This window comes from Streptomyces sp. NPDC014864, from assembly GCF_043081525.1.
In the GTDB taxonomy this organism is placed as follows: domain Bacteria; phylum Actinomycetota; class Actinomycetes; order Streptomycetales; family Streptomycetaceae; genus Streptomyces.
This window is the reverse complement of record NZ_JBIBWT010000002.1, coordinates 1-22217: the sequence shown is the minus strand read 5'-3', so window position 1 is coordinate 22217 and position 22217 is coordinate 1. Positions and strand designations below refer to the sequence as shown.

Genomic DNA, 22217 nt, shown 5'->3' with positions numbered 1-22217 from the left:
GGGGCCCCTCCGGCCGTTGGGTACCGCGCCGGTGCCCTTTCGGACGCGCGGAGGGCTCACCCGTGCACAAGTGAGTCCGGATTGCCCTCATTCGGGCCGGTCGAGGGCGGGGGGATCCAGGTCACCCACCGTCAGATGGGCCAGGACGACCTCGTACAGATCGCTGCCGGCGGCGAGGAGCTGGCGTTCGAGGACGGGTTCGGCGCCTCGCACGTGCTCGCGGACGGTCTGGGCGTGGACGCCGAGCAGCTGTGCGGCGCGCTCGGCGTTGCCTCCGGCGGCGATCCAGGCGCGCAGCGTGCCGCGCAGGTCGCGGGCGTCCGCCGTCAGACGGCCGAGGAGGTCGTCCGCCCAGGAGCGCAGTGCCGTCCCGGCCAGCAGGTCCCCGAAGCGGACCGCGCCCGGCCGCGGTGCCGGGTCTCCCGCGGGGTGGGTCCCGAGGGCGGCCCGGGTGTTCAGGGCGAGGTGCACGGCGGCCCGCGCGGTGAGGTGGGAGAAGTCCGTGCCGAGCAGTCCCTCCACCCGCTCCATCCGGGCCCGGACGGTGTTGCGGCTCACGCCGAGCACCTTGGCCGTGTTGACGGCGGTGAACTCCAGGCCCAGGCGGGTGGTGGCGAGCAGTTCGGCGCGGGTGTGGTGGGGCAGGGCGTCCAGCGGACGCAGCAGCCGCACCGACCAGGCGTGCAGCGCCGCCGGGTCCATCAGGCGCTCGGGGTGGGTGCGTTCGGCGTAGACGGCCGCGCCGTCCGGACGGAACCGGGCGACCGCGAGCGCGCTGACGGCCTGCCCGTACGCCGTGGCGGTCCGGGCGAGGCCGTGCCGGGCGCTGCCGCCGAGGTACGTGCGCGGGCGTTCGCCGGCCAGGGAGCGCAATTCCCCTCCGACGGTCTCGACCGGCGCGACCACGATCACGTGCTCGTCGACCGCCGGGCAGAGCACGACCAGGGCCCGGCCGTCCGTCGCGTCCAGGCAGTCGGCGGCGAGCCGGTCGCGTTCGTCGCGGTGGGTCTCCATCACGTAGACGCAGGCGGTGTCCGTGTCGAGGAGGCCGGGCCACAGGCCCGCGGCGACCCGGCGGGCGGAGACGGTGTCCTCCACCATGAGCAGTTGCAGGATCGCCAGCCGCAGGGCGGCCGTCGCCTGTGCGAGCCGGCGCCCCGCCACGGCCGTCTCGTGTGCCCGCAGCAGCAGTTCGACCACAGCGGCCGTGTGGGTGACCATCTCGGCGCTCCGGCGGTCGAACGGGACCGGACGCGAGACGGCCAGCACACTCGCCGCGGACGGCTGCGGGGGGCCGGTCCGCACCAGGCGCACATGACGGCCGCCGTCCTCCAGCGCGGCGGAGGCGATGCGGCCGGCGACGACGTCCGCGAGCAGGCTCTCGTCCAGGCCGTGGCCCAGGGGCACCGGCTGTCCGGCGAGGAGGGCGCCCGTGCCGTCCAGCAGGCAGGCGGTCCCGTGCACGGCCCCGGCGAGCCAGGCCACGACCTTGCGCACGTCGCGCCCGGTCGGCCGCAACTGGTCGAGGAGCTCCTGCGCCCATGGCGTGTCGTGGCTCTCCCGACCGGATGCCCCGACGGCTCCGTCCCCTCCGCCGGCCATGTCGGCCCTCTCCTCCTCCGTCGCCTCGACCTCGGCTGATCCGGTCGGGGACGTTACCAGGGGACCCCGCGGGGCGCCGGTCGTGGGCGCGCCGGGCACGCGGGCACAACAGGTGCGTACGGCGGCTTCGCCGGCGGGTCACGGGGGGAGGTGACGGCCGGCGAAGCCGCACGCCCGGGGATCGGGGGGCGAGGCCCCGGGCGGTACAGAGGTCTGATGCCCCGAAGTCCGCCGCATACGCACATGTGGGCGAAGGTCATGTGCGTCGACTTGGCCGAAGGCCGTTCCGGGCCGGGTGCGCCCCGCGGAACCGGCGCCGCGCGGCGGCGGCCGCGGAGGGCGCGGTGGCCGCTCGGCACCCTCCTGCGCGGCAACCGCCGCCCTACGGCATAAGCTCGGTGAATGGCGAAGTACTTCGACGTGCACCCCGACAATCCCCAGCCCCGCGCGATCGGCCAGGTGGCCGACAGTGTGCGGGAGGGGGCGCTGATCGCATACCCGACCGACTCCTGCTACGCCCTCGGCTGCCGCCTGGGCAGCCGGGACGGCATCGATCGGATCCGCGCCATCCGCCACCTGGACGACCGTCACCACTTCACTCTGGTGTGCCAGGACTTCGCGCAGCTCGGCCAGTTCGTACGGATCGACAACGACGTCTTCCGCGCCATCAAGGCGTGCACACCCGGCAGTTACACGTTCATCCTGCCGGCGACCCGGGAGGTGCCGCGGAAAATGCTGCACCCGAAGAAGAAGACGGTCGGGGTGCGCATCCCCGACCACGTCGTCACGCAGGCCCTGCTCGCCGAACTCGGGGAGCCGCTGCTGTCGAGCACGCTGCTGCTGCCGGACGAGGACGAGCCGATGACCCAGGGCTGGGAGATCAAGGACCGGCTCGATCATGTGCTGGACGCGGTGGTCGACTGCGGCGAGTGCGGCACCGAGCCGACGACGGTCATCGACTTCTCCGGCGGTGAGGCCGAGATCGTACGGCGGGGTGCGGGCGACACCTCGCTGTTCGAGTAAGGGCCCGCCCGCGCAACGGACTTGGGCGGACGCGCTCGCGCACCGCCGCGCTTTCCGTTGACATGTGCGCGTCCTGCCGGGACGCTGAGAGCGCTCTCACTTCAGGTACGGACCAACTCCGTACCCCAACCCCCACGGAGGTGGAGCGTGCTCAACGGACTCAAGGCTCTGGCGGCGACCGGGGCGGCCGTGCTGCTCGGCGCCCTGACGGGCCTCGCGGCACCGGCCCCGGCGGACGCCGCGGTGCCGGCCACCATCCCCCTGACGATCACCAACGATTCCGGCCGCGGCGACCCGCTCTTCCTCTACGACCTGGGCACGTCCCTGACGACGGGTCAGCAGGGCTGGGCGGACGAGGGCGGCGTGTTCCACGCGTGGCCGGCCGGCGGGAACCCGCCGACGCCCGCTCCCGACGCGTCGATCCCGGGGCCTGCCGCCGGGCAGTCCCGGACCGTCCGGATCCCCAGGTTCTCCGGCCGGATCTACTTCTCCTACGGGCAGAAGCTCGTGTTCAGACTGACGACCGGCGGTCTGGTGCAGCCGGCCGTGCAGAACCCGAGCGACCCCAACCGCGACATCCTCTTCAACTGGTCCGAGTACACGCTCGACGATTCCGGGCTGTGGCTCAACAGCACCCAGGTCAACATGTTCTCCGCGCCGTACGCGGTGGGCGTCCGGCGTGCCGACGGAACCACCGTGAGCACCGGCCGTCTGAAGGCGGGCGGCTACCACGCCGTGTTCGACTCCCTGCGCGCGCAGGGGGGCGGCTGGGGCGGCCTGATCCAGACGAGGTCCGACGGCACGGTGCTGCGCGCGCTCTCCCCGGGGCACGGCCTGGAGACCGGGGCCCTGCCGGCCGGCGTGATGGACGACTACGTCAACCGCGTCTGGCGGAAGTACGCCAGTACCACGCTCACCGTCACCCCCTTCGCCGACCGGCCGGGCACGCGCTACTTCGGGCGCGTCTCGGGCGACGTCATGAACTTCACCGACGGCTCCGGCGCCGTCGTCACCAGCTTCCGCAAGCCGGACGCTGACAGCGTCTTCGGCTGTCACAAGCTGCTGGACGCCCCCAACGACGCGGTGCGGGGCCCCATTTCGCGCACCCTGTGCGCGGGCTTCAACCGCTCCACGCTCCTGGTGAACGCGAACCAGCCGGACGGCTCGGCCACGAACTTCTACCGAGACGCGGTGACCAACCACTACGCCCGACTCATCCACGGGCAGATGGCCGACGGGAAGGCCTATGCCTTCGCCTTCGACGACGTCGGCAACCAGGAGTCGCTGGTCCACGACGGCGCCCCGCAGCAGGCGTATCTGACCCTGGATCCGCTGAGCTGACATACGGAGGTCCCGCACCCGGACGGCTTCCGGGTGCGGGACCTCCGCGCGTTCGATCAGCCGGTCGTCAGGGCGGTGTCGTCCACGACGAAGCTGGTCTGCAGGGAGGAGTCCTCGACTCCGTTGAACTTCAGCGTGACCGTCGAGCCCGCCAGCGAGGACAGGTCGAAGGACTTCTGGACGTAGCCGGAGGCCGCGTTGAGGTTCGAGTAGCTGGCCAGGGTCGTCGAACCGGCGGTCACCGTCAGCTTGTCGTACTGGCTGCTGGTGGTGGTCTCCGCGGTGTCGATGTGCAGGTAGAAGGTGAACGTCGCCTTGCAGCCGGCGGGGATCGTCACCGACTGGGACAGGGTGTCGGTGTGCGAGGAGCCGTAGCCGTCGAGCCAGGCCTTGTAGGAGCCGCTGTGGGCGGCCTCACCGGTGTCGGTGGTGATGACCCCGCTGGTCGACGTCCAGCCGGTGGCGCCGGACTCGAAGCCCGGGTTGCTGAGCAGCTGGGTGCTGGTGCAGCCGCCTCCGCTGGTGGCGACCGTCCAGCTGAAGCTCGTGGTGCCGGTGGCGCCGGTGGAGTCCTTCGCCGTGACCGTGGTGCTGGAGGTGCCCGCCGTGGTGGGCGTGCCGGAGATCAGACCGGTCGAGCTGTTGATCGACAAACCGGCCGGCAGACCGGAGGCGCTGTAGGTGAGCGCACCGCCGTTGGTGCTGCTCGCCTGTATCTGCAGGCTGACCGGCGTTCCGACGGTCGAGGACTGGTTGCCCGGGTTGGTGACCGTCACACCGCTGCTCGGCGGGGTGATGTGGCCCCCGACGTTGATGCCGGCGAAGGCGTTGCCCACGCCCGCGTACTGGGTGGAGTTGGTGCCGTAGAGCGCGGCGGCCGCGTTGAGCGCGGCGGTGCGAGCACCGGCGTAGTTGGTGCTCGACGTCATGTACGTCGTCAGCGCCTTGTACCAGATCTGCAGGGCAGCGGCGCGGCCGATGCCGGTGACGGCGACGCCGTCCGACGTCGGGCTGTTGTAGGTGACGCCGTTGATGGTCTTGGTGCCGCTGCCCTCGGAGAGCAGGTAGAACATGTGGTTCGCCGGACCCGAGGAGTAGTGCACGTCCAGGTTGCCGACACCGGAGTACCAGCTGTCGGCGGATCCGCCGTCCTTGCTGGGCTTGTCCATGTAGCGCAGCGGGGTGCCGTTGCCGTTGATGTCGATCTTCTCGCCGATGAGGTAGTCGCCGACGTCGCTGCTGTTGTTGGCGTAGAACTCCACGCCGGTGCCGAAGATGTCGGAGGTGGCCTCGTTCAGGCCGCCGGACTCGCCGGAGTAGTTCAGGCCGGCGGTGTTGGAGGTGACGCCGTGGCTCATCTCGTGGCCGGCCACGTCCATCGACGTCAGCGGGTCGGCGTTGTTCGTGCCGTCGCCGTAGGTCATGCAGAAGCAGGTGTCGTCCCAGAACGCGTTGACGTACGCGTTGCCGTAGTGGACCCGCGAGTAGGCGGCCACGCCGTCGTTGCGGATGCCGCTGCGGCCGAAGGTGTTCTTGTAGAAGTCCCAGGTGACCGCCGCGCCGTAGTGCGCGTCCGCGCCCGCGGTCGCCGCGTTCGACGTGGTGCCGTCGCCCCAGGTGTCGGTGGACTGCGAGAACAACGTGCCGGTGCCCGAGGTGCCGTGGTTCAGGTTGTACGTCTTGTGGCCGCCGCGCGCGCCGTCGTTCAGCGTGTACGTCGAACCCGACAGCGTCGTCGTCAGGTTCACCTGGCCGCTGTAGTGAGTCTTGCCGATACCGGTGTTGACCGCCTGGTACCGGTACAGCTCCTTGCCCGTGGTGGCGTCGGTGATGACGTGCAGGTCGCTGGGCGTTCCGTCGTCCTGGAGACCGCCGACCACCGTCTCCCAGGCGAGCTTCGGGGTGCCGCTGCCGGCCCAGATCACCTTGCGCGCGCCGTCGGTGGCGGCCTTCTTCGCGTCGAGGGCCTTCGCGGCCTTCAGCGCCTTGGACTCCGCAGCGGACTTGGCGAAGACGGCCGTGGTGGAGGCGACCTTGATGGCGCGCTTGTTGGCGAAGGTCGTGCTCACCGTGCCCTTGGCGACGGAGGCGGGCGGGGTGTGCACGACGAGGTCCCCGCCGAGGACGGGCAGGCCCGCGTAGGTGCGCTCGTAACGGGTGTGCAGGGTGCCGTCGTTGTCCTTGACGACGTCCTTGACGACCAGCTTCTCCTTGGCACCGAGACCGAGGGTGCGGGCGGTGGCGGCGGTCTTGCCCTTGGCGCTCTTCACGAGCGCGGCGTGCTGGGCCGGGCTGAGCTCGGCCTCCAGGCCGCCGGTGCGGAGGGCACTGGGGTGCGAGCCGGCGGGCTGGGCAGCCGCGGGGAACGACTGGATTCCGACGGCGAGGAAGGCGGCGGTGGAGACCAGTGCGGCTCCGACCGTGACCCGTCTGTGGGGAAGACGTCTCACTCATACTCCTACTGCTGCGGCCGCGGGGAGAGCGGCCGATGACAGACCGGACAGACGGATGTGCCGTCCGGGAAGAGCTCGCGGTGCGGGGACGTGACCACGTGGAGCACCTCTCGGGACCACGTGCGGAGGGAGGATTTCAGCCTTGACCAGCGCATGTCAGCCAGGCCACGAGCATTCGAGGGTTTTCCCTATGCCCCCGGCCCACCGGGCAGGGTGCCCTCGCCGCGAGCGCGTGACCTGGCTCGACGGCCCGTCAACTCGTCTGTGGCGCGGTGCTCGTGGGCCGGGCGCGCGCCCCGCGGGCCGGCCGGTGGGGGGCTCGTTGTTACGGTGCTCCACGTGGCTGAATCCTCGCGCGACACCGTCGAAGGCGCCGGCTGGGGAACCGCCGAGCGCGGTACCTACCGGCAACTGATGCCCCCGAAGACGCAGAAGCTCTCGTGGCTCGACCCGCGGACGCTCTGGGCCGCGCGCAACGGGGTGCTCGCGTCCTGGTTCGGGGACCCCACCGGCTGTACCCGCGGCCGCTGGGTGGCGCAGCGGGCGGCGGCCGGGGCGCCCGCGGACAAGGTGATCCGGCGGGACGATCCGGACCGCTTCTCCTTCATGGTCCTCGGGGACACCGGCGAGGGCGACGAGCCCCAGTACGCCGTGGTGCCGGGGTTCCTGGAGACGGCGCGGGGCACCGCGTTCTCCGTCATCGCCAGCGACGTGATCTACCCGGTCGGCAGCACGGACGACTACGGCACGAAGTTCTTCCGCCCGTACCGGGACTACCCGGCGCCGATCTACGCGATCCCCGGCAACCACGACTGGTACGAGGGTCTCGGCGGCTTCATGCGCGTGTTCTGCGGCGACGCCCCGCCCCTGCCGCCGGAGCCGGCGCCCCGCCCGCTGAGCCGCGCCTGGTGGCGGGCGCTGCTGTGGCACCGGCCGCGCCCGACGGACGGGCAACAGCTGCGAGCAGTACAGGAGTTGCGTGCCGCTCCGTCCCAGCAGGCCGTTCAGCCGGGGCCGTACTGGGCGATCGACGCCGGGCCGGTGCGGATCATCGGCATCGACACGGGCCTGCTCGGCACCCTGGACGCCGAGCAGGGCGCCTGGCTGCGCGAGGCGGCGCGCGGGCCGCGCCCGAAGATCCTCGTCACCGGCTCGCCCCTGTACGTGGACGGCGAGCACCACCCTTGCGTCATCGAGGGCGGCGGCACCGTCGACGACATCGTCCGCGACCCGGCCCACCACTTCGTGGCGGCGATAGGCGGGGACATCCACAACTACCAGCGCTACCCGGTGGACGTGGACGGCCGGACCATCCAGTACGTCGTCTCCGGCGGCGGCGGTGCCTTCATGCACGCCACCCACACCATCCCGCGCGTGTCGATCGCGAACGTCACCGAGCGGGACTTCCGCTGCTACCCGCTGCGCGGCGACTCCCTCGCCTTCTACAGCAGGCTCTACGGACGCCGGCTGCGGCTGCCCCGCTTCTTCGCGCTCACCGAGGCCGAGGCGACGGCCGTCGTCGCCGAGCGGCTCGGCGTGCCGCCCGTGCGCACCCAGGGCCCGCCGCCCCCGATCACCCGGCGGATCCGCCTGGTCGCGAGTCTCCTGGGCGCCGGGCGCCGCCCGGACCGCGCCGCCCGGCTGCGCCTGCCGGTGCGCAAGCTCTACACCCGGCTGTTCTCCCCCGGTTCGGCCACCTACAGCCCGCCATTCTTCAAGTCCTTCCTGCGCCTGGACGTGACCCCCGGGGCGGTCCGGCTGCGCTGCTTCGCCGCGACCGGCAACCGCGCCCAGGAGGCCGATCCGCCGGTCGAGGACGAGGTGACGATTCCCCTGGGCTGACCGTCCGGCGGGGCGGCGACCGTGGGCGGGGTACTCGTACCGGCCGTACCGGTCGGCGGGTCCCCGGCCCCCGGTCCACGGATCCCCGGTCAGCGGGTCTCCGGACCGCGTGGGTCGCGGTGGCCCGGGTACCCGGGCGGTCCGGTCGGGTACCGCGGACGCGTGCGGCCCGTGGGAAGGAGACTCGTGTGGGTGGTGACGAGCGGCTGCGGGAGTACCGCGGCAAGCGTGACTTCGCCCGGACCCGGGAGCCGTCGGGACACTCGGCGGCCGTTGGCCCGGAGCCCCGGTTCGTGGTGCAGATCCACGACGCGCGCCGGATGCACTTCGACTTCCGGTTGCAGGTGGACGACGTGCTGAAGTCCTGGTCGGTCCCCAAGGGCCCCTCCGACGACCCGCACGACAAGCGGCTCGCCGTGCCCACGGAGGACCACCCGCTGGAGTACGAGGACTTCGAGGGCGTGATCGCCAAGGGCGAGTACGGCGGCGGCACCGTGATCGTCTGGGACCGCGGCACGTACGAGCCGCTGAGCCACGACCGGAAGGGGCGTCCCGTGGACTTCGCGACGTCGCTGGAGCACGGGCACGCCACGTTCCGGCTGCACGGCACCAAGCTGCGGGGCGAGTACGCCCTCACCCGCTTCCGCGGCGGCCGGGACGGCGGCGAGGAGGAGGCCTGGCTGCTGGTGCGGAAGAGCGGCGGGCGGTCGAAGGGACACGGCACCCCCGATCCGCGCCGGGCCCGTTCGGTCCGCACCGGCCGCACCCTCGCCCAGGTGGCCGCGGAGGACCGCTAGTAGCCGGGCTGTTCCCGCCCTCGCGTGCGCGTGGGCAGCGGCTGCTCCGCCCAGATCGTCTTGCCGGTGCCCGTCGGCCGGCTCCCCCAGCGCCGGGTGAGCTGGGCGACGAGCAGCAGACCGCGGCCGCCCTCGTCGAAGGCGTGGGCCCGGCGCAGGTGCGGCGAGGTGGAACTGGCGTCGGACACCTCGCAGATGAGCGCCCGGTCTCGGATCAGCCGTAGCTGAATGGGGGGTTCGCCGTACCGGATGGCGTTCGTGACCAGTTCGCTGACGACCAGTTCGGTGACGAACGCCATCTCCTGCAGGCCCCACGCGGCCAGTTGCTCGGTGGCGGCCTGCCGGGCCGCGCCCACCTGCGCGGGATCCGGGACGACGTCCCAGGCCGCGACGCGGTCCGCGCCCAGCGCGCGGGTGCGGGCCAGCAGCAGGGCCACGTCGTCGTCGGCCTGTTCGGGCAGCACGGACTTCAGCACGGTGTCGCAGACGGCCTCCAGAGAGGCCTCGGGCGAACTCAGGGCCCGGCACAGCGCGGCGGTGCCCCGGTCGGCGTCCTGTTCCTGGCCCTCCAGCAGCCCGTCGGTGTAGAGGGCGATCAGGGTGCCCGGCGGCAACGGGAACTCGGTCGCCTCGAAGGGGAACCCGCCGACCCCGAGGGGCGGCCCCACGGTCATGTCGACCAGCCGGGCCGGACTGCCGGGGGGCACGACGACCGGGGGCAGATGGCCGGCGGCGGCCACACCGAGGCAGCACGAGACGGGGTCGTAGACGGCGTACAGGCAGGTCGCGCCCAGCTCCGGTACGTCCTCCCCACCGTGACTGGGTGTCAGGTGGGTGACCAGGTCGTCGAGGTGGGTGAGGAGTTCGTCCGGCGGCAGATCCACGTCGGCCAGGGTCCGCACCGCCGTGCACAGCCGTCCCATGGTGGCCGAGGACCGGATGCCGTGTCCGGCGACGTCCCCGACGACCAGGGCGATCCGGCTGCCGGCGAGCGGGATCACGTCGAACCAGTCCCCGCCGACGCCCGCCAGCGATCCGGACGGCAGATAGCGATGGGCCACCTCGACGGCCGCCTGACCGCGCGGCCGGCGCGGCAGCAGGCTGCGCTGCAGGGCCATCGCGGTCTCGCGCTCCCGGGCGAAGCAGCGGGCGTTGTCCACGCACACGGCGGCCCGGCTGGTCAGTTCCTCGGCGAGGACCGCGTCGTCGTCGGTGTACGGGGCGGGATGGGCGGCGCGGACGAAGACCACGACACCCAGCGTGGCGCCGCGGGCACGCATCGGCACCGCGAGCATGGAATGCGCGCCCCGGCGGTGGAGGCTTCCCGCCGGGGCCTTCACGTTGCGGTCCTCGGCCCATCGCTCGAAGTCCGGCTCGCCCACCCGGCTGAGCACCGCCCGGCCCAGGCCGAGGGCGCGGGCGGGCGGTGAGGAGGAGGGGTAGACGTCCCGCGCTCCCAGCGCGACGGAGGCTTCCGGTGTGTGCTCGAAGACCGAGCCGTGCGCCACCCGGCGCAGCACGACGTCGCCCGCCGGCCCCGGGGGCGGTTCCTCCGTGCCCAGGACCCAGTCGAGGAGGTCCACGGCCACGAAGTCGGCGAACCGGGGTACCGCGAGTTCCACCAGCTCCTCGGCGGTGCGGGTGACGTCCAGGGTGGTGCCGATGGCGGTCGCGGCCTCGTTCAGCAGGGCGAGGCGCCGGCGGACCCAGTGCTCCTGGCTGCTGTCGAACGCCGCCATGGCCACCGCGACCACCTCGCGGCGGTGATCGCGCACCGGCCACATCTCGACGGTCCAGGCGTGCTCGCGGCCCTCGGAGGGTGCCCGGCCGTAGGTCTCGTAGCGCACGGGGTTCCCGGTGTCCGCCACCTGGCGCAGCTTCTCGGCGAAGCCCCGGACGGGCTCGTCGTCCGGCAGGGTGTCCAGGACCCGCCGGCCGACCAGGTCGCCCGCCCGGGCGCCGAGCACCTCGCAGGCCACGTCGTTCGCGCGCAGATAGCGCAGCTGGGTGTCGAACGTGCACAGCACGACCGGCGCCTGCTCGAACACGCGTCCGGAGAGCGTGGGCTCCGACTCCGCCGGCCGCCCGGCCGTGAGGACGTAGGCGTCGGGGTCGCCGTCCGGGCCCAGGACGGGCGCGGCCGTGAGGCCGAGGGGGACGAGGTGCCCGTCGCGGTGGCGCACGACGACGGTGCCGGTCAGCGCCCGCGGCACGGCGGCCGGCAGCTCCCCGGCGAGCAGGTCGGCCGCCGCACGGCCCACGGTCTCCTCGGCCGGGTATCCGGTCAGGCGCCGGGCACCCTCGGTCCAGGCCGTCACGATGCCTCGGGCGTCGACGATCGCCGCGGCGGCGACATGCTCCATACGCCCCAGGATGATCCCTGGACGGCACCCCCTCAACCGCGCGGCGGTGACGGGGGGCGGTCAGCCGCGGTGCGTGCGCAGGACCGCCAGGGCCCGGTCGGCGTGGGTGTTCATGCGCAGCTCGCTCCGGACGACCTCGAGAACCGTGCGGTCCCGCCCGATCACGAAGGTGACCCGTCGGGTGGGCGCGAGCGAGAAGCCGCGCTGCACGCCGAACCGCTCGCGGACGGTGCCGTCGGCGTCGGACAGCAGCGGCATCCCGAGCCCATGCCGTCCGGCGAACTCCTGCTGCCGGTCGACCGAGTCGCCGCTGATCCCGACGGGGCGTGCCCCGACGGCGGCGAACTCGGCCGCCAGGTCGCGGAAATGGCACGCCTCCGCGGTGCAGCCGGGGGTGAGGGCGGCGGGGTAGAAGAAGAGCACGACGGGTCCCTGGGCGAGCAGCTCGGACAGGGTCCGGACGGTGCCGGTCCCGTCGGGCAGCTCGAAGTCCTCGACCTTGTCGCCGACCTGCGGGAGTCCCGTCACGACCGGCCCTCCGCGTTCCTCGCGACGCCGCGCGCCCACAGCACCAGGGGCACCTGCAGGGGCAGCCGCCCGAGGGCCGCCGCCTTCTGCGGGGTGGGGCGGTGCCGCCAGTCCACGGCCATCTTCACATTGGCGGGGAAGACGCCCACGAAGAAGGCCGCCGCGGCCAGCGCGGCGGTCCGCCGGGTCCGGGGCAGCGCGAGACCGGCGGCCAGCGCCAGCTCGGCGACACCGCTGGCCTGGGTCCACGTGCGGGGCGAGCCCGGCAGGGAGCGCGGCACCAGGGCGTCGAACTGCCGCGGCGAGACGAAGTGGGCGACGCCCGCCGTGGCCAGCAGGCCGGCGAGCAGCAGGGGTGAGCGTTCGGACCGTGACACGGTTCCTCCTCCGATGACCTGCCGCGCGATATTACTCGACGGTAGGGACCGTGGAGCGCGGACCCCCGCCTTGCCCGGACTCGAAACGCGGCCTCGGCCGAGCCCGACCGCCGTCACATGGCGCGCCCGATCAGCGGGAGCCCGACGAGGCGGGGGCCCGATCAGGGGAAACCGCGCCCGCGGGCGCGTGGCGGCCCGCCGGCCCGTCGAGAACTGAGCCGTGACCCTGCCGCTGATCCCGCCCATGCTCGCCACGCCCGGCACCCTGCCGCCCGCCGCGCAGGACGCGCGCTGGGCGTACGAGACGAAGCAGGACGGGCAGCGCGCGGTGGCCTACCTGCCCGGCGACGGCAGTCTGGTCCTGCGGGCCCGCTCCGGCGAGGACATCACCGCCGCCTATCCCGAGCTGCGTGCGCTCGGCGGCGTCCTCGGCGGCACACCCGCGGTCCTGGACGGGGAGATCCTGGCGCTGGACGCTCAGGGGCGGGCGGACTTCCAGCTCCTGCAGGGCCGCATGGGCCTGGCCCACGCCCCGGCGCGCGCGGCGCGCAGGGCCGCGCAGGTCCCCGTCCATCTGGTGCTGTTCGACGTGATGCACCTGGGCGGACGCTCCCTGGTGCCGCTCGCGTACATGCGGCGGCGGGCACGGTTGGAGGAACTCGGGCTGGAGGGGCCGTACTGGTCGACGCCCGCGGCCGTCGTAGGCCACGGCGCGCGGGCGCTGGCCGCCACCCGCGAGCACGGACTGGAGGGCCTGGTCTGCAAGCGGCTGGACTCGGTGTACGAGCCCGGAGTGCGCTCCCGGGCCTGGATCAAGATCCGCAACACACTCAGTGAGGACGTCCTCGTGGGCGGCTGGCTGCCGGGCAGGGGACGGCTCGCGGGCCTGCCGGGCGCGCTGCTTGTCGGCCAGCGCGCGGCCGGGCGGCTGCGCTACGTCGGCAGCGTGGGCACCGGCTGGAGCGAGGCGGAGCGGGCCGGCCTGGCCGGGCTGCTGCGCGCCCTGGCGACCGACGTGTGCCCCTTCGACCCGCGGCCGGCGGTCCCCGGGGCGCACTGGGTGCTGCCCCGGCTGGTCGGCGAGGTCCGCTACAGCGTTCGCACCCGGGCCGGGATGCTGCGTCAGCCGTCCTGGCTGCGGCTGCGCCCCGACCTCGCGCCCGAGGAGGCGGCGGCGGACCTGCCGGACCTGCCGGACGGGACCGGCAACGGCGGTTGACGCCGCGTCAAGTCGGGTGGAACGCCTGCCCGGGGGACGCGGACGCGCGGCGCCCGCGGTCCCGGGGCACGGATGCGGGTTACGGCCCGGACAACCCCGGCGACGGTCTATCGTGTCCCGCATGTCCGTTCCCGAACTCATCCGTGTCGTCTCCCGCGACTCGCCCATGGCTCTCGCCCAAGTGGAGCGGGTCCGCGCCGAGTTGGCCGCCGCGCACCCGGGTGTGCGCACCGAGGTGGTGCCGGTGCGCACCACCGGCGACAAGTGGCTGGGCGACCTGTCCAAGGTCGAGGGCAAGGGCGCCTTCACCAAGGAGGTCGACGCGGCGCTGCTGGCGGGTGAGGCGGACCTCGCGGTGCACTGCCTGAAGGACGTGCCCGCCGACCGGCCGCTGCCCGCGGGCACGACGTTCGCCGCGTTCCTGAAGCGGGACGACATCCGCGACGCCCTCGTGCATCCCGGCGGACTGCCCCTCGACGAGCTCCCGGCCGGCACCAGGATCGGCACGTCCTCGGTGCGCCGGGTCGCCCAGCTGGCCGCGACCCATCCGCAGCTGCGGTGCGTGCCGTTCCGGGGCAACGCCAACCGCCGGCTGGAGAAGCTGGCGGCGGGCGAGGCGGACGCCCTGCTGCTCGCCGTGTCCGGGCTGGAGCGCATCGGCCGGCAGGACGTGATCAGCGAGATCCTCTCCCCCGACGCGATGATGCCGCCGATCGGCGCGGGCGTCCTCGCGCTGCAGTGCCGCGAGGGGGACGCCGAGCTCATCGAGGCGGTCGGCGTGCTCGGCGACCGCGCCACCCACCGCGCGGCCACCGCGGAGCGCATGTTCCTGCACGTCCTGCAGGGCCACTGCAACAGCCCGATCGCGGGCTACGCGCAGGTCGACCGCAGCGGTGAACTCTCACTCCGCGCCTGTGTGTTCACCCCGGACGGCAAGACGCGGCTGAACGCGCACGAGTGGGCGGGCCCGCTGGACGCGGCCACGCTCGGCACCTCGGTCGCCGTGGCACTGCTGCGTCAGGGCGCCCGCGAGATCATCGACGGCATCGCCCACTGACGTGCATGCCCGGGCGCGACCGCCCAGGCGCGCGGGCCGGGCGCGCGGCACGTGCGGGCGCCGTCAGCCGGTGGCGCCCGGCTCCGCCTGGTCGCGCAAGAAGTTGCTCACCTGGTGCGCCAGCCCGCCCGGTCCGCAGGCGGCGGGGGCGCCCGCCTGGACGGCCTCCTCGTGCACGCCGATGCCGCCGGCCCACAGCCGGCGGTCGGCCCACTCCTCGTCGACCCGCAGCTGGATCTGGACGTCCACCTGGGACAGTGCGGCCTCGGGTCCGGCGGCGTACAGCACCGCGGTGACCCGGCGCAGCGGATAGACGTCGTAGCCCTCGATGAACTGCGAGTTGCGCCAGTCGACGAAGGCGCCCTCCCCGTCGGGGCCGATCCGCACGTCGATCTGCCCGTCCTCCAGGTGGACGCCGAAGGTCCGGTCGCCGCGGTTCTCGACGGTGACCCGGAGGCGGAAGTACGTCAGTCCCTCGGCGGCGTCGTCGCGTCCGCGAGGCGGCTCGGCCTGCTCCAGGCGGTGGACGCGGACCCGCAGACCGGCATGCCCGTCGTACTCCTGCCAGTCCCCGACCACGTTCGGCTCGTACACAGTGCACCTTTCGACTTCCAGAAGCAGCTTCCTATCTGTGCGTCCGAGCCACTGTCAAATGCGCGGAAAGCGCTGTGGCCAGGGAATTCGCCCTCATTGATCGACGATCAAGCCGTGCGCAGGAAGAATCCGCTCCGGGGCGGCGCCGACGGCCGCCGGGCGCGTGCCGCACATCACGTCCACCGGCGCCCGGGACGAGTCGGCGGACCGGTTCCGCCGGCGGGCCGGACGCCGGGCGGTCGCACGTCGTGATCGCCCGGCGCGCCCCGGCGGACGGTGTCGTCCACGCATCCCCTGCCGGTGATTCCAAGGAAGATCACGAGACGCATCGCGGATTGCGCGACCCCGCCGTACGATATGCAGGCGATGTACGGGAGACCGTCGGCGGGAACGCCCCGGGTCGGGTGAGGATCTGATTGGAGATCAGCGGCCACGGGGAGGGTCTCGCGGCGCCCGCACGCGGCTCGGCGCAGGTCAAGGCAGGACTCCGCACCGGAGTCCCGCGAAATGCGCCGGAGTAATTGAAATGCGCAGCATTGCCGACGTGATTCCACGACAAAGAATTGCGTGACCCCTGTTCGACAATTCAGAAGCGGCCGGTCGCACACCGTCACCGCATTCCCGAAACCGTTTCGAATTCGCCGGAATCGGGAATCCCCCTTTCAGTGCTTCGGACAGGAGGCACGTCCGTGGGAGCCGGCGCGCCGGGCCCCGGTGTCTCTCCGCCCGGGCCGAGCCGCGTCTCCCGTGATGTCCCTGCTGAGGGAGGCGCAGCGCCATGCGTACCACCGGCAGCACGAGAACCCATCCGCACGACGACGCTCCCGACACCGCCGAGGACTTCGAACGGCTCGCGCGCCTGCCCGACGGGCCGGACCGCAAGGCCCTCAGGGACGAGCTGGTCCACCTCTGGCTGCCGATGGCGGAGCGGATCGCCGTCCGGTTCCGCGGCCGTGGGGAGTCCCTGGAGGATCTGTACCAGGTGGCCGCTCTGGGCCTGGTCAAGGCCGTGGACCACTACGATCCTGCGCGCGGCTACGCGTTCGAGGCGTACGCCGTGCCGACCATCACCGGCGAGATCAAGCGGCACTTCCGCGACCACATGTGGACGCTGCACGTCCCGCGCCGGGTCCAGGACCTGCGCAACCGCGTCCGGCGGGCCGTGAAGGAGCTGGCCCAGACGACACCGGGCCGGGCGCCGACCGTGGCCGAGATCGCCGAGCACGCCCAGCTGAGCGTCGACGACGTGCGCACCGGCATGGAGGCCCTGGACTGCTTCGCCGCGCTGTCCCTGGAGGCGGAGGTCCCCGGTACCGAGGGCTACGCGCTCGGTGACGCGCTCGGCGAGGCCGACGCGCGCTACGACCTCGTGGTGGACCGGGTCGCCGTGAGGCCCTGTCTGGAGGCGCTCCCCGAGCGCGAGCGGACCATCCTCTACCTGAGGTTCTTCCGGGGCATGACGCAGAGCCGGATCGCCCAGCAGCTCGGCATCTCGCAGATGCACGTCTCGCGTCTGCTGAGCGGCTGCTTCGCACAACTGCGTGAGGAACTGCTGACCGAGACCGTGCGCGAGAGCGGCTGAGCACCCCGGCCGCGAGGACCGTGGACGCCGTTTCGCGGCGGCCGGACGGGTACTCGGCAGGCGCCCCGCAAGGGCCGGCCGGACACTGGTGGGAGACCGGCGGTCCGCCGGTCGACGAGCCCAGGACGTGTGATGAACGACGATGCGACACCCTCCGGTCCCACGGACGTCGTGGACACCCACTCGCTGTGCGGCGCCCCCTGCTGGGTCAGTCTGACCAGCCGCGACCTGGAGGCCACGGAGGACTTCTACCGGGCGGTGCTGGGCTGGGAGTGGCGCTCGGCGAAGCTCGGTGACCGCTTCCGGATCGCGCTGGCGGACGGGGCGCCCGTCGCCGGGATAGCGGCGGTGGCCACCATGTGGCAGATGCCGGTCGCCTGGACCCCGTACTTCGCGGTGCCCAGCGCCGACGACGCGGTGTCCCGGGTGCAGGAGCGCGGAGGGACGGCCGCGGTCGGCCCGATCTCCTTCCCGCCCGGACGCGCCGCCCTGCTGGCGGACCGGGACGGGGCCACCTTCGGGATCTGGGAGGGCGACCTGTTCACCGACTGGGAGACCTGGCGCAAGGCCGCGCCCGCCTTCATCCGGCTGCACACGCGGGACGCCTTCGACTCCGCCATCTTCTACGGCGAGGTCCTGGACTGGGCCTCGGCGCGGCCCGGCTGCTGCGAGGTCCGCTACGAGGGCAACGAGGTGGTGCTGCGCAGCCACGGCGAGGTGGTGGCGCGGATCGAGTCCGGGGCGCTGGAGGCGGCACCCGACCCGACGATCCGGCCGCACTGGCAGATCCACTTCAAGGTGGCCGATGTGGCCGCCTGTGTCCGGGCGGCGGAGAAGCACGGTGGCAGCGTGCTGCGGGAGGGGGCCGACGAGGCGGTGCTGCGCGACCCGGACGGCGCCCAGTTCACGGTGACGTCACGCCGCGAGCGCGAGCGCTGAGGCCCCGGCCATCCGCCCGACGAGCGGACGAGCCGACGAACGAACCCGGCACGGTGCCGGTGCCCGGCCCCTCAGAGGGCCGGCACCGGCACTTCCGCGTCAGCGGCGGGTCGCGCGGGGCGCTGCGGGCGGCCGGGTCAGCAGCACCAGGCTGCGCGACTCCAGGCGTAGGTGCCCGCCCGGCTTGTGCTCCGCCTCGTCCGGTGGGCCCTGCGGCTCGGCGGTGTCGATGAGCGTCGTCCAGCGGTCGCCGTAGGCGGACCCCGGCAGGCGGAAGTCGACCGGCTCCCAGAAGCCGTTGAGCAGCAGCAGGAACGAGTCGTCGACCACGGGCCGCCCCTGCGGGTCGGGTTCGGCGATCGCGTCCCCGTTGAGGAACACGGTGACCGAGTGCGCGTCGGCGCGCTGCCAGTCCTCCTCGGCCATCTTCCGTCCGTCCGGCCGCAGCCACACCAGGTCGGGCAGCGGCCGGCCGCTCCGGGCGGGCGCCTCGCCCTGGAAGAAGCGGCGGCGGCGCAGCACGGGGTGGGCGGCGCGCAGACCGATCACCCGGCGGGTGAAGTCGGCGAGTTCGCGCTGCTCCTCGGTCAGGTGCCAGTCGACCCAGGACAGTTCGCCGTCCTGGCAGTAGGCGTTGTTGTTGCCCCCCTGGGTGCGGCCGAGTTCGTCGCCGTGGCAGAGCATCGGGATGCCCTGCGACAGCAGGAGCGTGGCCAGGAAGTTGCGTTGCTGACGGGCGCGCAGGTCCAGGACGGCCGGGTCGTCGGTGTCCCCCTCGACCCCGCAGTTCCAGGACCGGTTGTCGCTCTCACCGTCCCGGTTCCCCTCGCCGTTGGCCTCGTTGTGCTTGTCGTTGTACGAGACGAGGTCGCGCAGGGTGAAACCGTCGTGCGCGGTCACGAAGTTGACGCTGGCGCGCGGGCGGCGCCGGTTGTGCGCGTACAGGTCCGCCGAACCGGTCAGCCGGGAGGCGAAGTCGCCGAGCGTGTGGTCCTCCCCGCGCCAGAAGTCCCGTACCGCGTCGCGGTACAGGCCGTTCCACTCCGACCACAGCGGCGGGAAGTTGCCGACCTGGTAACCGCCCTCGCCGACGTCCCACGGCTCGGCGATCAGCTTGACCCGGCTGATCACCGGGTCCTGCTGGATCAGGTCGAAGAAGGCCGACAGCCGGTCCACCTCGTGGAACTGGCGTGCCAGGGTGGCCGCAAGGTCGAAGCGGAAACCGTCCACGTGCATCTCGGTGACCCAGTACCGCAGCGAGTCCATGATCAGCTGGAGCACGTAGGGGTGCCTCATCAGCAGGCTGTTGCCGGTGCCGGTGGTGTCGTAGTAGTGGGCCCAGTCGCCGTCGACCAGGCGGTAGTACGAGGCGTTGTCGATGCCACGGAAGGACAGCGTCGGGCCCTTCTCGTTCCCCTCGGCGGTGTGGTTGTAGACCACGTCCAGGATGACCTCGAGCCCGGCCGCGTGCAGCGCCTTGACCATGGTCCTGAACTCGTCGACCTGCTGCCCGCGGGTGCCGTGGGCGGCGTAGCCGTTGTGCGGCGCGAAGAAGCCGATGGTGTTGTAGCCCCAGTAGTTGGCCAGGCCGCGGCCCTGCAGGACGCCGTCGTGCACGAACTGGTGGACCGGCATCAGCTCGACGGCCGTCACCCCCAGGGAGGTGAGGTGCCCGATCACCGCGGGGTGGCCCAGCCCCGCGTAGGTGCCGCGCAGTTCGGGCGGGACGTCGGGGTGGGTGCGGGTCAGGCCGCGGACGTGGGCCTCGTAGATCACGGTCTCCGCGTACGAGCGTCTCGGGGGACGGTCGTCGCCCCAGTCGAAGGCCGGGTCGGTGACCACGCCGAGCATGGTGTGCCCGGCGCTGTCGGAGGGGTCCGGACCGTGTGCGGCACGCTCGTAGAGCGAGGGGTGGTCGTCGGTCTGCCCGTCCACCGCCCTGGCGTAGGGGTCGAGGAGCAGCTTCTTCGGGTTGCACCGGTGGCCGGCGGCCGGGTGCCACGGGCCGTGCACCCGGTAGCCGTAGCGCTGGCCCGGCCCGATGCCGGGCAGGTAGCCGTGCCACACGAAGCCGTCGGCCTCCGCGAGCGGCACCGCGCGATGGGCGCCGCGGTCGTCCACGAGGACCAGCTCGACGTGTTCGGCGACCTCGCTGAACAGCGCGAAGTTGGTGCCTTGCCCGTCGTACGCGGCGCCCAGCGGATAGGGGTACCCGCTCCACACGGGCACCCCTTTCCGGCGCGGGCGCGCGGTCACCGGGCGGCCTCCAGGACGCCCTCCGGCGCACTCGCCGGGGAGGCGAGAGCGGCGACCGGCAGTTCGCGGGGCGGCGTCAGGCCCTCGCGCAGGCTCGGGGTCGGCGGCTTGGGGACCAGCGGGGCGCGCACACCGGCGCGGGCGCGCTGCGAGAACCAGATCACCTTGCTGCCGGTCTGGGAGGCGCAGCAGCCCCAGCCGTCGCTCGTGGCCGCGATCCGGGCCAGGCAGGCGCGCAGGTCCTGGTCGGGGCGCAGGTCGTGGTTGTTCTCCGCCACGGCGGTGATCAGGTGCTGGCCGGTCCACCACATCTCGATGGACGTGTGCTTGTCCCTGGCGTGTTCGTCGATGGCCTTCAGCAGCAGCTCGGCGCCGCCGCAGACGGGCTCGACGAGGTCCTCCAGATCCCAGAACCGGAGGTGGGCGGCCAGGATGCGCCTGACCTGCCCGACGCGTTCCGGACTGACTTCCACGTCGAGGTGGTAGTAGCAGGGCACTGCGGTCTTCATCGTCGTTGGCTCCTCACCGGCGAGGCTCGCGCTCCCTCCCGCCCTACGCGGGCCCGGCCCCGAGAGCGGAGCGTGAGCACTGATTGCCTCTGAGTCATCTCCACCCTGAGCGCGCTACGCCATTCGTGCAACACGAGCAGGTGGGAGCGGGTCGGCGTGCTGGTTGAAGATCCAACAGGACGCTGAGTCGTTGAACGTGCACCATGAGTGAAAGTCTCGAGCGCCGTAAACGGGACCGTGCCTCTGCGTGCGCGGTCACCGCCCCGACCGTCGGGGAGACGTGCCCATCGAGCGCTCCGAAAGGTGAACGGCGCCATGCTGCTACCCGCCAAAGCCGAAGTCGCCCGGCATCTGCGGCGCTACCGGGCGTGGGAACGCGCGATGCTCGCATCGCCCGACGACCGCAACGTGCGGGCCACCTTCGAGGATTCGGGCTACACCCTGTGCGTGCTGATGGGGAAGCGCTGCGCACGGGAGGCCGCGGACGCCGCGGAGCGGTATCTGCGCAGCAGTCTCGTGGTCTACCTGCGCGAGCAGGGCGGCCGCCCACACGTGGGCGCGGTCGCCGGGCGGCGCCGCCGGAAGGCGAAGGGCCGGCCGTCTCCCGCCGGGAGATAGCGCCCCGGGCGGGAGCCGGGCCTCCCCGGGGAAGTCGGGGCTCCCGCCCTCCGTATCAGAACCGCGGTTCCCGGCCGGGCGAGAGCCCGGCCTCGAGCACGATGGAGGTGACACCCATGAGTTCGACCCCGGTCATCGGCCGCATTCCGGTGCGGGACGTCCGTCCGGCCGTGGAGTGCGGCAGGCGCCCGGCCAAGGCGGTCGTGGGCGAGACGTTCCAGGTCACCGCCACCGTGTTCCGGGAAGGCCACGACGCCGTGGCGGCGAACGTCGTGCTCACGGATCCCCGGGGCCGCCCGGGCCCGTGGACCCCGATGCGCGAACTGGCGCCCGGCAGCGACCGCTGGGGCGCCGAGGTGACGCCCGGCTCGCCGGGGCGCTGGACGTACCACGTGGAGGCCTGGGGCGACGCGGTCGCCACCTGGCGGCACACCGCGTGCATCAAGGTCCCGGCCGGACTGGACACCGGACTGGTCCTGGAGGAGGGCGTCGAACTCCACACCAGGGCGGCGGCCGGGGCACCCGAGGGGCCGGAGCGCGAGACCCTGCGCGCGGCGGCGGAGGTGATGTGCGACGACTCGCTGCCGGTCATGACCCGGCTGTCGGCGGGGTTGACGCCGGAGGTGGACGCGGCGCTGGCCCGGTATCCGCTGCGGGAGCTGGTCACCGTCTCCGACACCCGCGAGCTGCTGGTGGAGCGGGAGCGGGCGCTGTTCGGGTCGTGGTACGAGTTCTTCCCCCGCTCCGAGGGCACCCCGCAGCAGCCGCACGGCACGTTCCGCACCGCCGCCCGCCGGCTGCCCGCGATCGCCGCGATGGGCTTCGACGTGGTCTACCTGCCCCCGATCCACCCCATCGGCACCACCTTCCGCAAGGGCCGCAACAACACCCTCACCCCCGGCCCCGACGACGTCGGCGTGCCCTGGGCGATCGGCTCCCCCGAGGGCGGCCACGACGCGATCCACCCCGCCCTGGGCACGCTGGAGGACTTCGACCATTTCGTGGCCCGGGCCCGTGAGGTAGGCCTGGAGGTCGCCCTGGACTTCGCCCTGCAGTGCTCCCCCGACCACCCCTGGGTGCTCAAGCACCCGGAGTGGTTCCACCACCGGCCCGACGG

Annotated in this window: 17 protein-coding genes and 1 pseudogene; 10 read left to right on the top strand and 8 right to left on the bottom strand. The window is 73.0% G+C overall.

Going from position 1 to position 22217, the window contains the following annotated elements:
* Positions 1 to 56: 56 nt before the first annotated feature.
* Positions 57 to 1602 (bottom strand): annotated as a pseudogene (locus ACF1A5_RS03980) (helix-turn-helix domain-containing protein).
* A gap of 402 nt (positions 1603 to 2004) precedes the next feature.
* Here ACF1A5_RS03980 and ACF1A5_RS03975 point away from each other — a divergent pair.
* Positions 2005 to 2625, top strand: a complete 621-nt coding sequence (locus ACF1A5_RS03975; RefSeq protein ID WP_392191235.1) for an L-threonylcarbamoyladenylate synthase — start codon at positions 2005 to 2007, stop codon at positions 2623 to 2625.
* A 147-nt stretch (positions 2626 to 2772) separates the two neighbouring features.
* A complete protein-coding gene (locus ACF1A5_RS03970; RefSeq protein WP_392191234.1) occupies positions 2773 to 3966 on the top strand; it encodes a glycoside hydrolase family 64 protein in 1194 nt (397 codons plus the stop codon).
* 56 nt (positions 3967 to 4022) lie between these two features.
* On the opposite strand, the gene ACF1A5_RS03965 is transcribed toward ACF1A5_RS03970, so the two are convergent.
* Entirely contained in the window at positions 4023 to 6416 is a 2394-nt protein-coding gene (locus tag ACF1A5_RS03965) for a M4 family metallopeptidase (RefSeq protein WP_392191233.1), read from the bottom strand.
* Between the two features lie 342 nt (positions 6417 to 6758).
* On the opposite strand from ACF1A5_RS03965, the gene ACF1A5_RS03960 reads away from it, so the two are divergent.
* Together ACF1A5_RS03960 and ACF1A5_RS03955 are read left to right on the top strand one after the other, a co-directional pair.
* Positions 6759 to 8261: a metallophosphoesterase family protein gene (locus tag ACF1A5_RS03960; protein ID WP_392191232.1), complete on the top strand. Its 1503-nt coding sequence runs from the start codon at positions 6759 to 6761 to the stop codon at positions 8259 to 8261.
* 188 nt (positions 8262 to 8449) lie between these two features.
* Complete coding sequence (locus tag ACF1A5_RS03955) at positions 8450 to 9058, top strand: DNA polymerase ligase N-terminal domain-containing protein (protein WP_392191231.1); 609 nt, start codon at positions 8450 to 8452, stop codon at positions 9056 to 9058.
* Here the strand turns inward: ACF1A5_RS03955 and ACF1A5_RS03950 are convergent.
* Genes ACF1A5_RS03950 through ACF1A5_RS03940 form a run of 3 tightly spaced genes read right to left on the bottom strand, consistent with a single transcriptional unit; the run spans position 9055 to position 12326 of the window.
* Positions 9055 to 11421 carry a SpoIIE family protein phosphatase gene (locus tag ACF1A5_RS03950; protein WP_392191230.1) on the bottom strand — a complete coding sequence of 789 codons (2367 nt, stop codon included), beginning with the start codon at positions 11419 to 11421 and terminating at the stop codon, positions 9055 to 9057. The genes ACF1A5_RS03955 and ACF1A5_RS03950 overlap by 4 nt on opposite strands.
* 60 nt (positions 11422 to 11481) lie before the next feature.
* Positions 11482 to 11949: a peroxiredoxin gene (locus ACF1A5_RS03945; protein WP_392191229.1), complete on the bottom strand. Its 468-nt coding sequence runs from the start codon at positions 11947 to 11949 to the stop codon at positions 11482 to 11484.
* Positions 11946 to 12326 (bottom strand): DoxX family protein, encoded by a 381-nt coding sequence (locus tag ACF1A5_RS03940; protein ID WP_392191228.1) that lies wholly within the window; start codon positions 12324 to 12326, stop codon positions 11946 to 11948. The genes ACF1A5_RS03945 and ACF1A5_RS03940 overlap by 4 nt, the downstream gene beginning before the upstream one ends.
* A 220-nt stretch (positions 12327 to 12546) precedes the next feature.
* On the opposite strand from ACF1A5_RS03940, the gene ACF1A5_RS03935 reads away from it, so the two are divergent.
* Both ACF1A5_RS03935 and hemC read left to right on the top strand, forming a co-directional pair.
* A complete protein-coding gene (locus ACF1A5_RS03935; protein WP_392191227.1) occupies positions 12547 to 13545 on the top strand; it encodes an ATP-dependent DNA ligase in 999 nt (332 codons plus the stop codon).
* A gap of 121 nt (positions 13546 to 13666) precedes the next feature.
* Entirely contained in the window at positions 13667 to 14602 is a 936-nt protein-coding gene (gene hemC / locus ACF1A5_RS03930) for a hydroxymethylbilane synthase (protein ID WP_392191226.1), read from the top strand.
* A gap of 63 nt (positions 14603 to 14665) precedes the next feature.
* Here the strand turns inward: hemC and ACF1A5_RS03925 are convergent, their stop codons facing one another.
* Positions 14666 to 15196 carry a hypothetical protein gene (locus tag ACF1A5_RS03925; RefSeq protein WP_392191225.1) on the bottom strand — a complete coding sequence of 177 codons (531 nt, stop codon included), beginning with the start codon at positions 15194 to 15196 and terminating at the stop codon, positions 14666 to 14668.
* 778 nt (positions 15197 to 15974) lie between these two features.
* Here ACF1A5_RS03925 and ACF1A5_RS03920 point away from each other — a divergent pair.
* The gene (locus tag ACF1A5_RS03920; protein ID WP_392191224.1) at positions 15975 to 16778 is read left to right on the top strand and encodes a SigB/SigF/SigG family RNA polymerase sigma factor; all 804 of its coding nucleotides are present in this window, start codon (positions 15975 to 15977) and stop codon (positions 16776 to 16778) included.
* A gap of 132 nt (positions 16779 to 16910) precedes the next feature.
* Complete coding sequence (locus tag ACF1A5_RS03915; RefSeq protein WP_392191223.1) at positions 16911 to 17717, top strand: VOC family protein; 807 nt, start codon at positions 16911 to 16913, stop codon at positions 17715 to 17717.
* A gap of 99 nt (positions 17718 to 17816) precedes the next feature.
* Here ACF1A5_RS03915 and glgX read toward each other — a convergent pair whose 3' ends face one another.
* On the bottom strand, positions 17817 to 19946 hold the full coding sequence (glgX, locus tag ACF1A5_RS03910) for a glycogen debranching protein GlgX (RefSeq protein ID WP_392191672.1): 2130 nt from the start codon (positions 19944 to 19946) through the stop codon (positions 17817 to 17819).
* A gap of 23 nt (positions 19947 to 19969) precedes the next feature.
* Positions 19970 to 20482 carry a pep a2 gene (locus ACF1A5_RS03905; RefSeq protein ID WP_392191222.1) on the bottom strand — a complete coding sequence of 171 codons (513 nt, stop codon included), beginning with the start codon at positions 20480 to 20482 and terminating at the stop codon, positions 19970 to 19972.
* A 315-nt stretch (positions 20483 to 20797) separates the two neighbouring features.
* Here ACF1A5_RS03905 and ACF1A5_RS03900 point away from each other — a divergent pair, with 315 nt between their 5' ends.
* Entirely contained in the window at positions 20798 to 21100 is a 303-nt protein-coding gene (locus tag ACF1A5_RS03900; protein WP_392191221.1) for a DUF5133 domain-containing protein, read from the top strand.
* A 116-nt stretch (positions 21101 to 21216) separates the two neighbouring features.
* Positions 21217 to 22217: maltotransferase domain-containing protein (locus ACF1A5_RS03895; RefSeq protein WP_392191220.1), on the top strand; the 1001-nt coding region annotated here is incomplete at its 3' end.

Coding starts and splice junctions, on each gene's coding strand:
- ACF1A5_RS03975 (WP_392191235.1), top strand. CDS start 2,005: ATGGCGAAGTACTTCGACGTGCACCCCGACAATCCCCAGCCCCGCGCG.
- ACF1A5_RS03950 (WP_392191230.1), bottom strand. CDS start 11,421: ATGGAGCATGTCGCCGCCGCGGCGATCGTCGACGCCCGAGGCATCGTG.
- hemC (WP_392191226.1), top strand. CDS start 13,667: ATGTCCGTTCCCGAACTCATCCGTGTCGTCTCCCGCGACTCGCCCATG.
- ACF1A5_RS03920 (WP_392191224.1), top strand. CDS start 15,975: ATGCGTACCACCGGCAGCACGAGAACCCATCCGCACGACGACGCTCCC.
- ACF1A5_RS03915 (WP_392191223.1), top strand. CDS start 16,911: ATGAACGACGATGCGACACCCTCCGGTCCCACGGACGTCGTGGACACC.
- ACF1A5_RS03905 (WP_392191222.1), bottom strand. CDS start 20,482: ATGAAGACCGCAGTGCCCTGCTACTACCACCTCGACGTGGAAGTCAGT.
- ACF1A5_RS03900 (WP_392191221.1), top strand. CDS start 20,798: ATGCTGCTACCCGCCAAAGCCGAAGTCGCCCGGCATCTGCGGCGCTAC.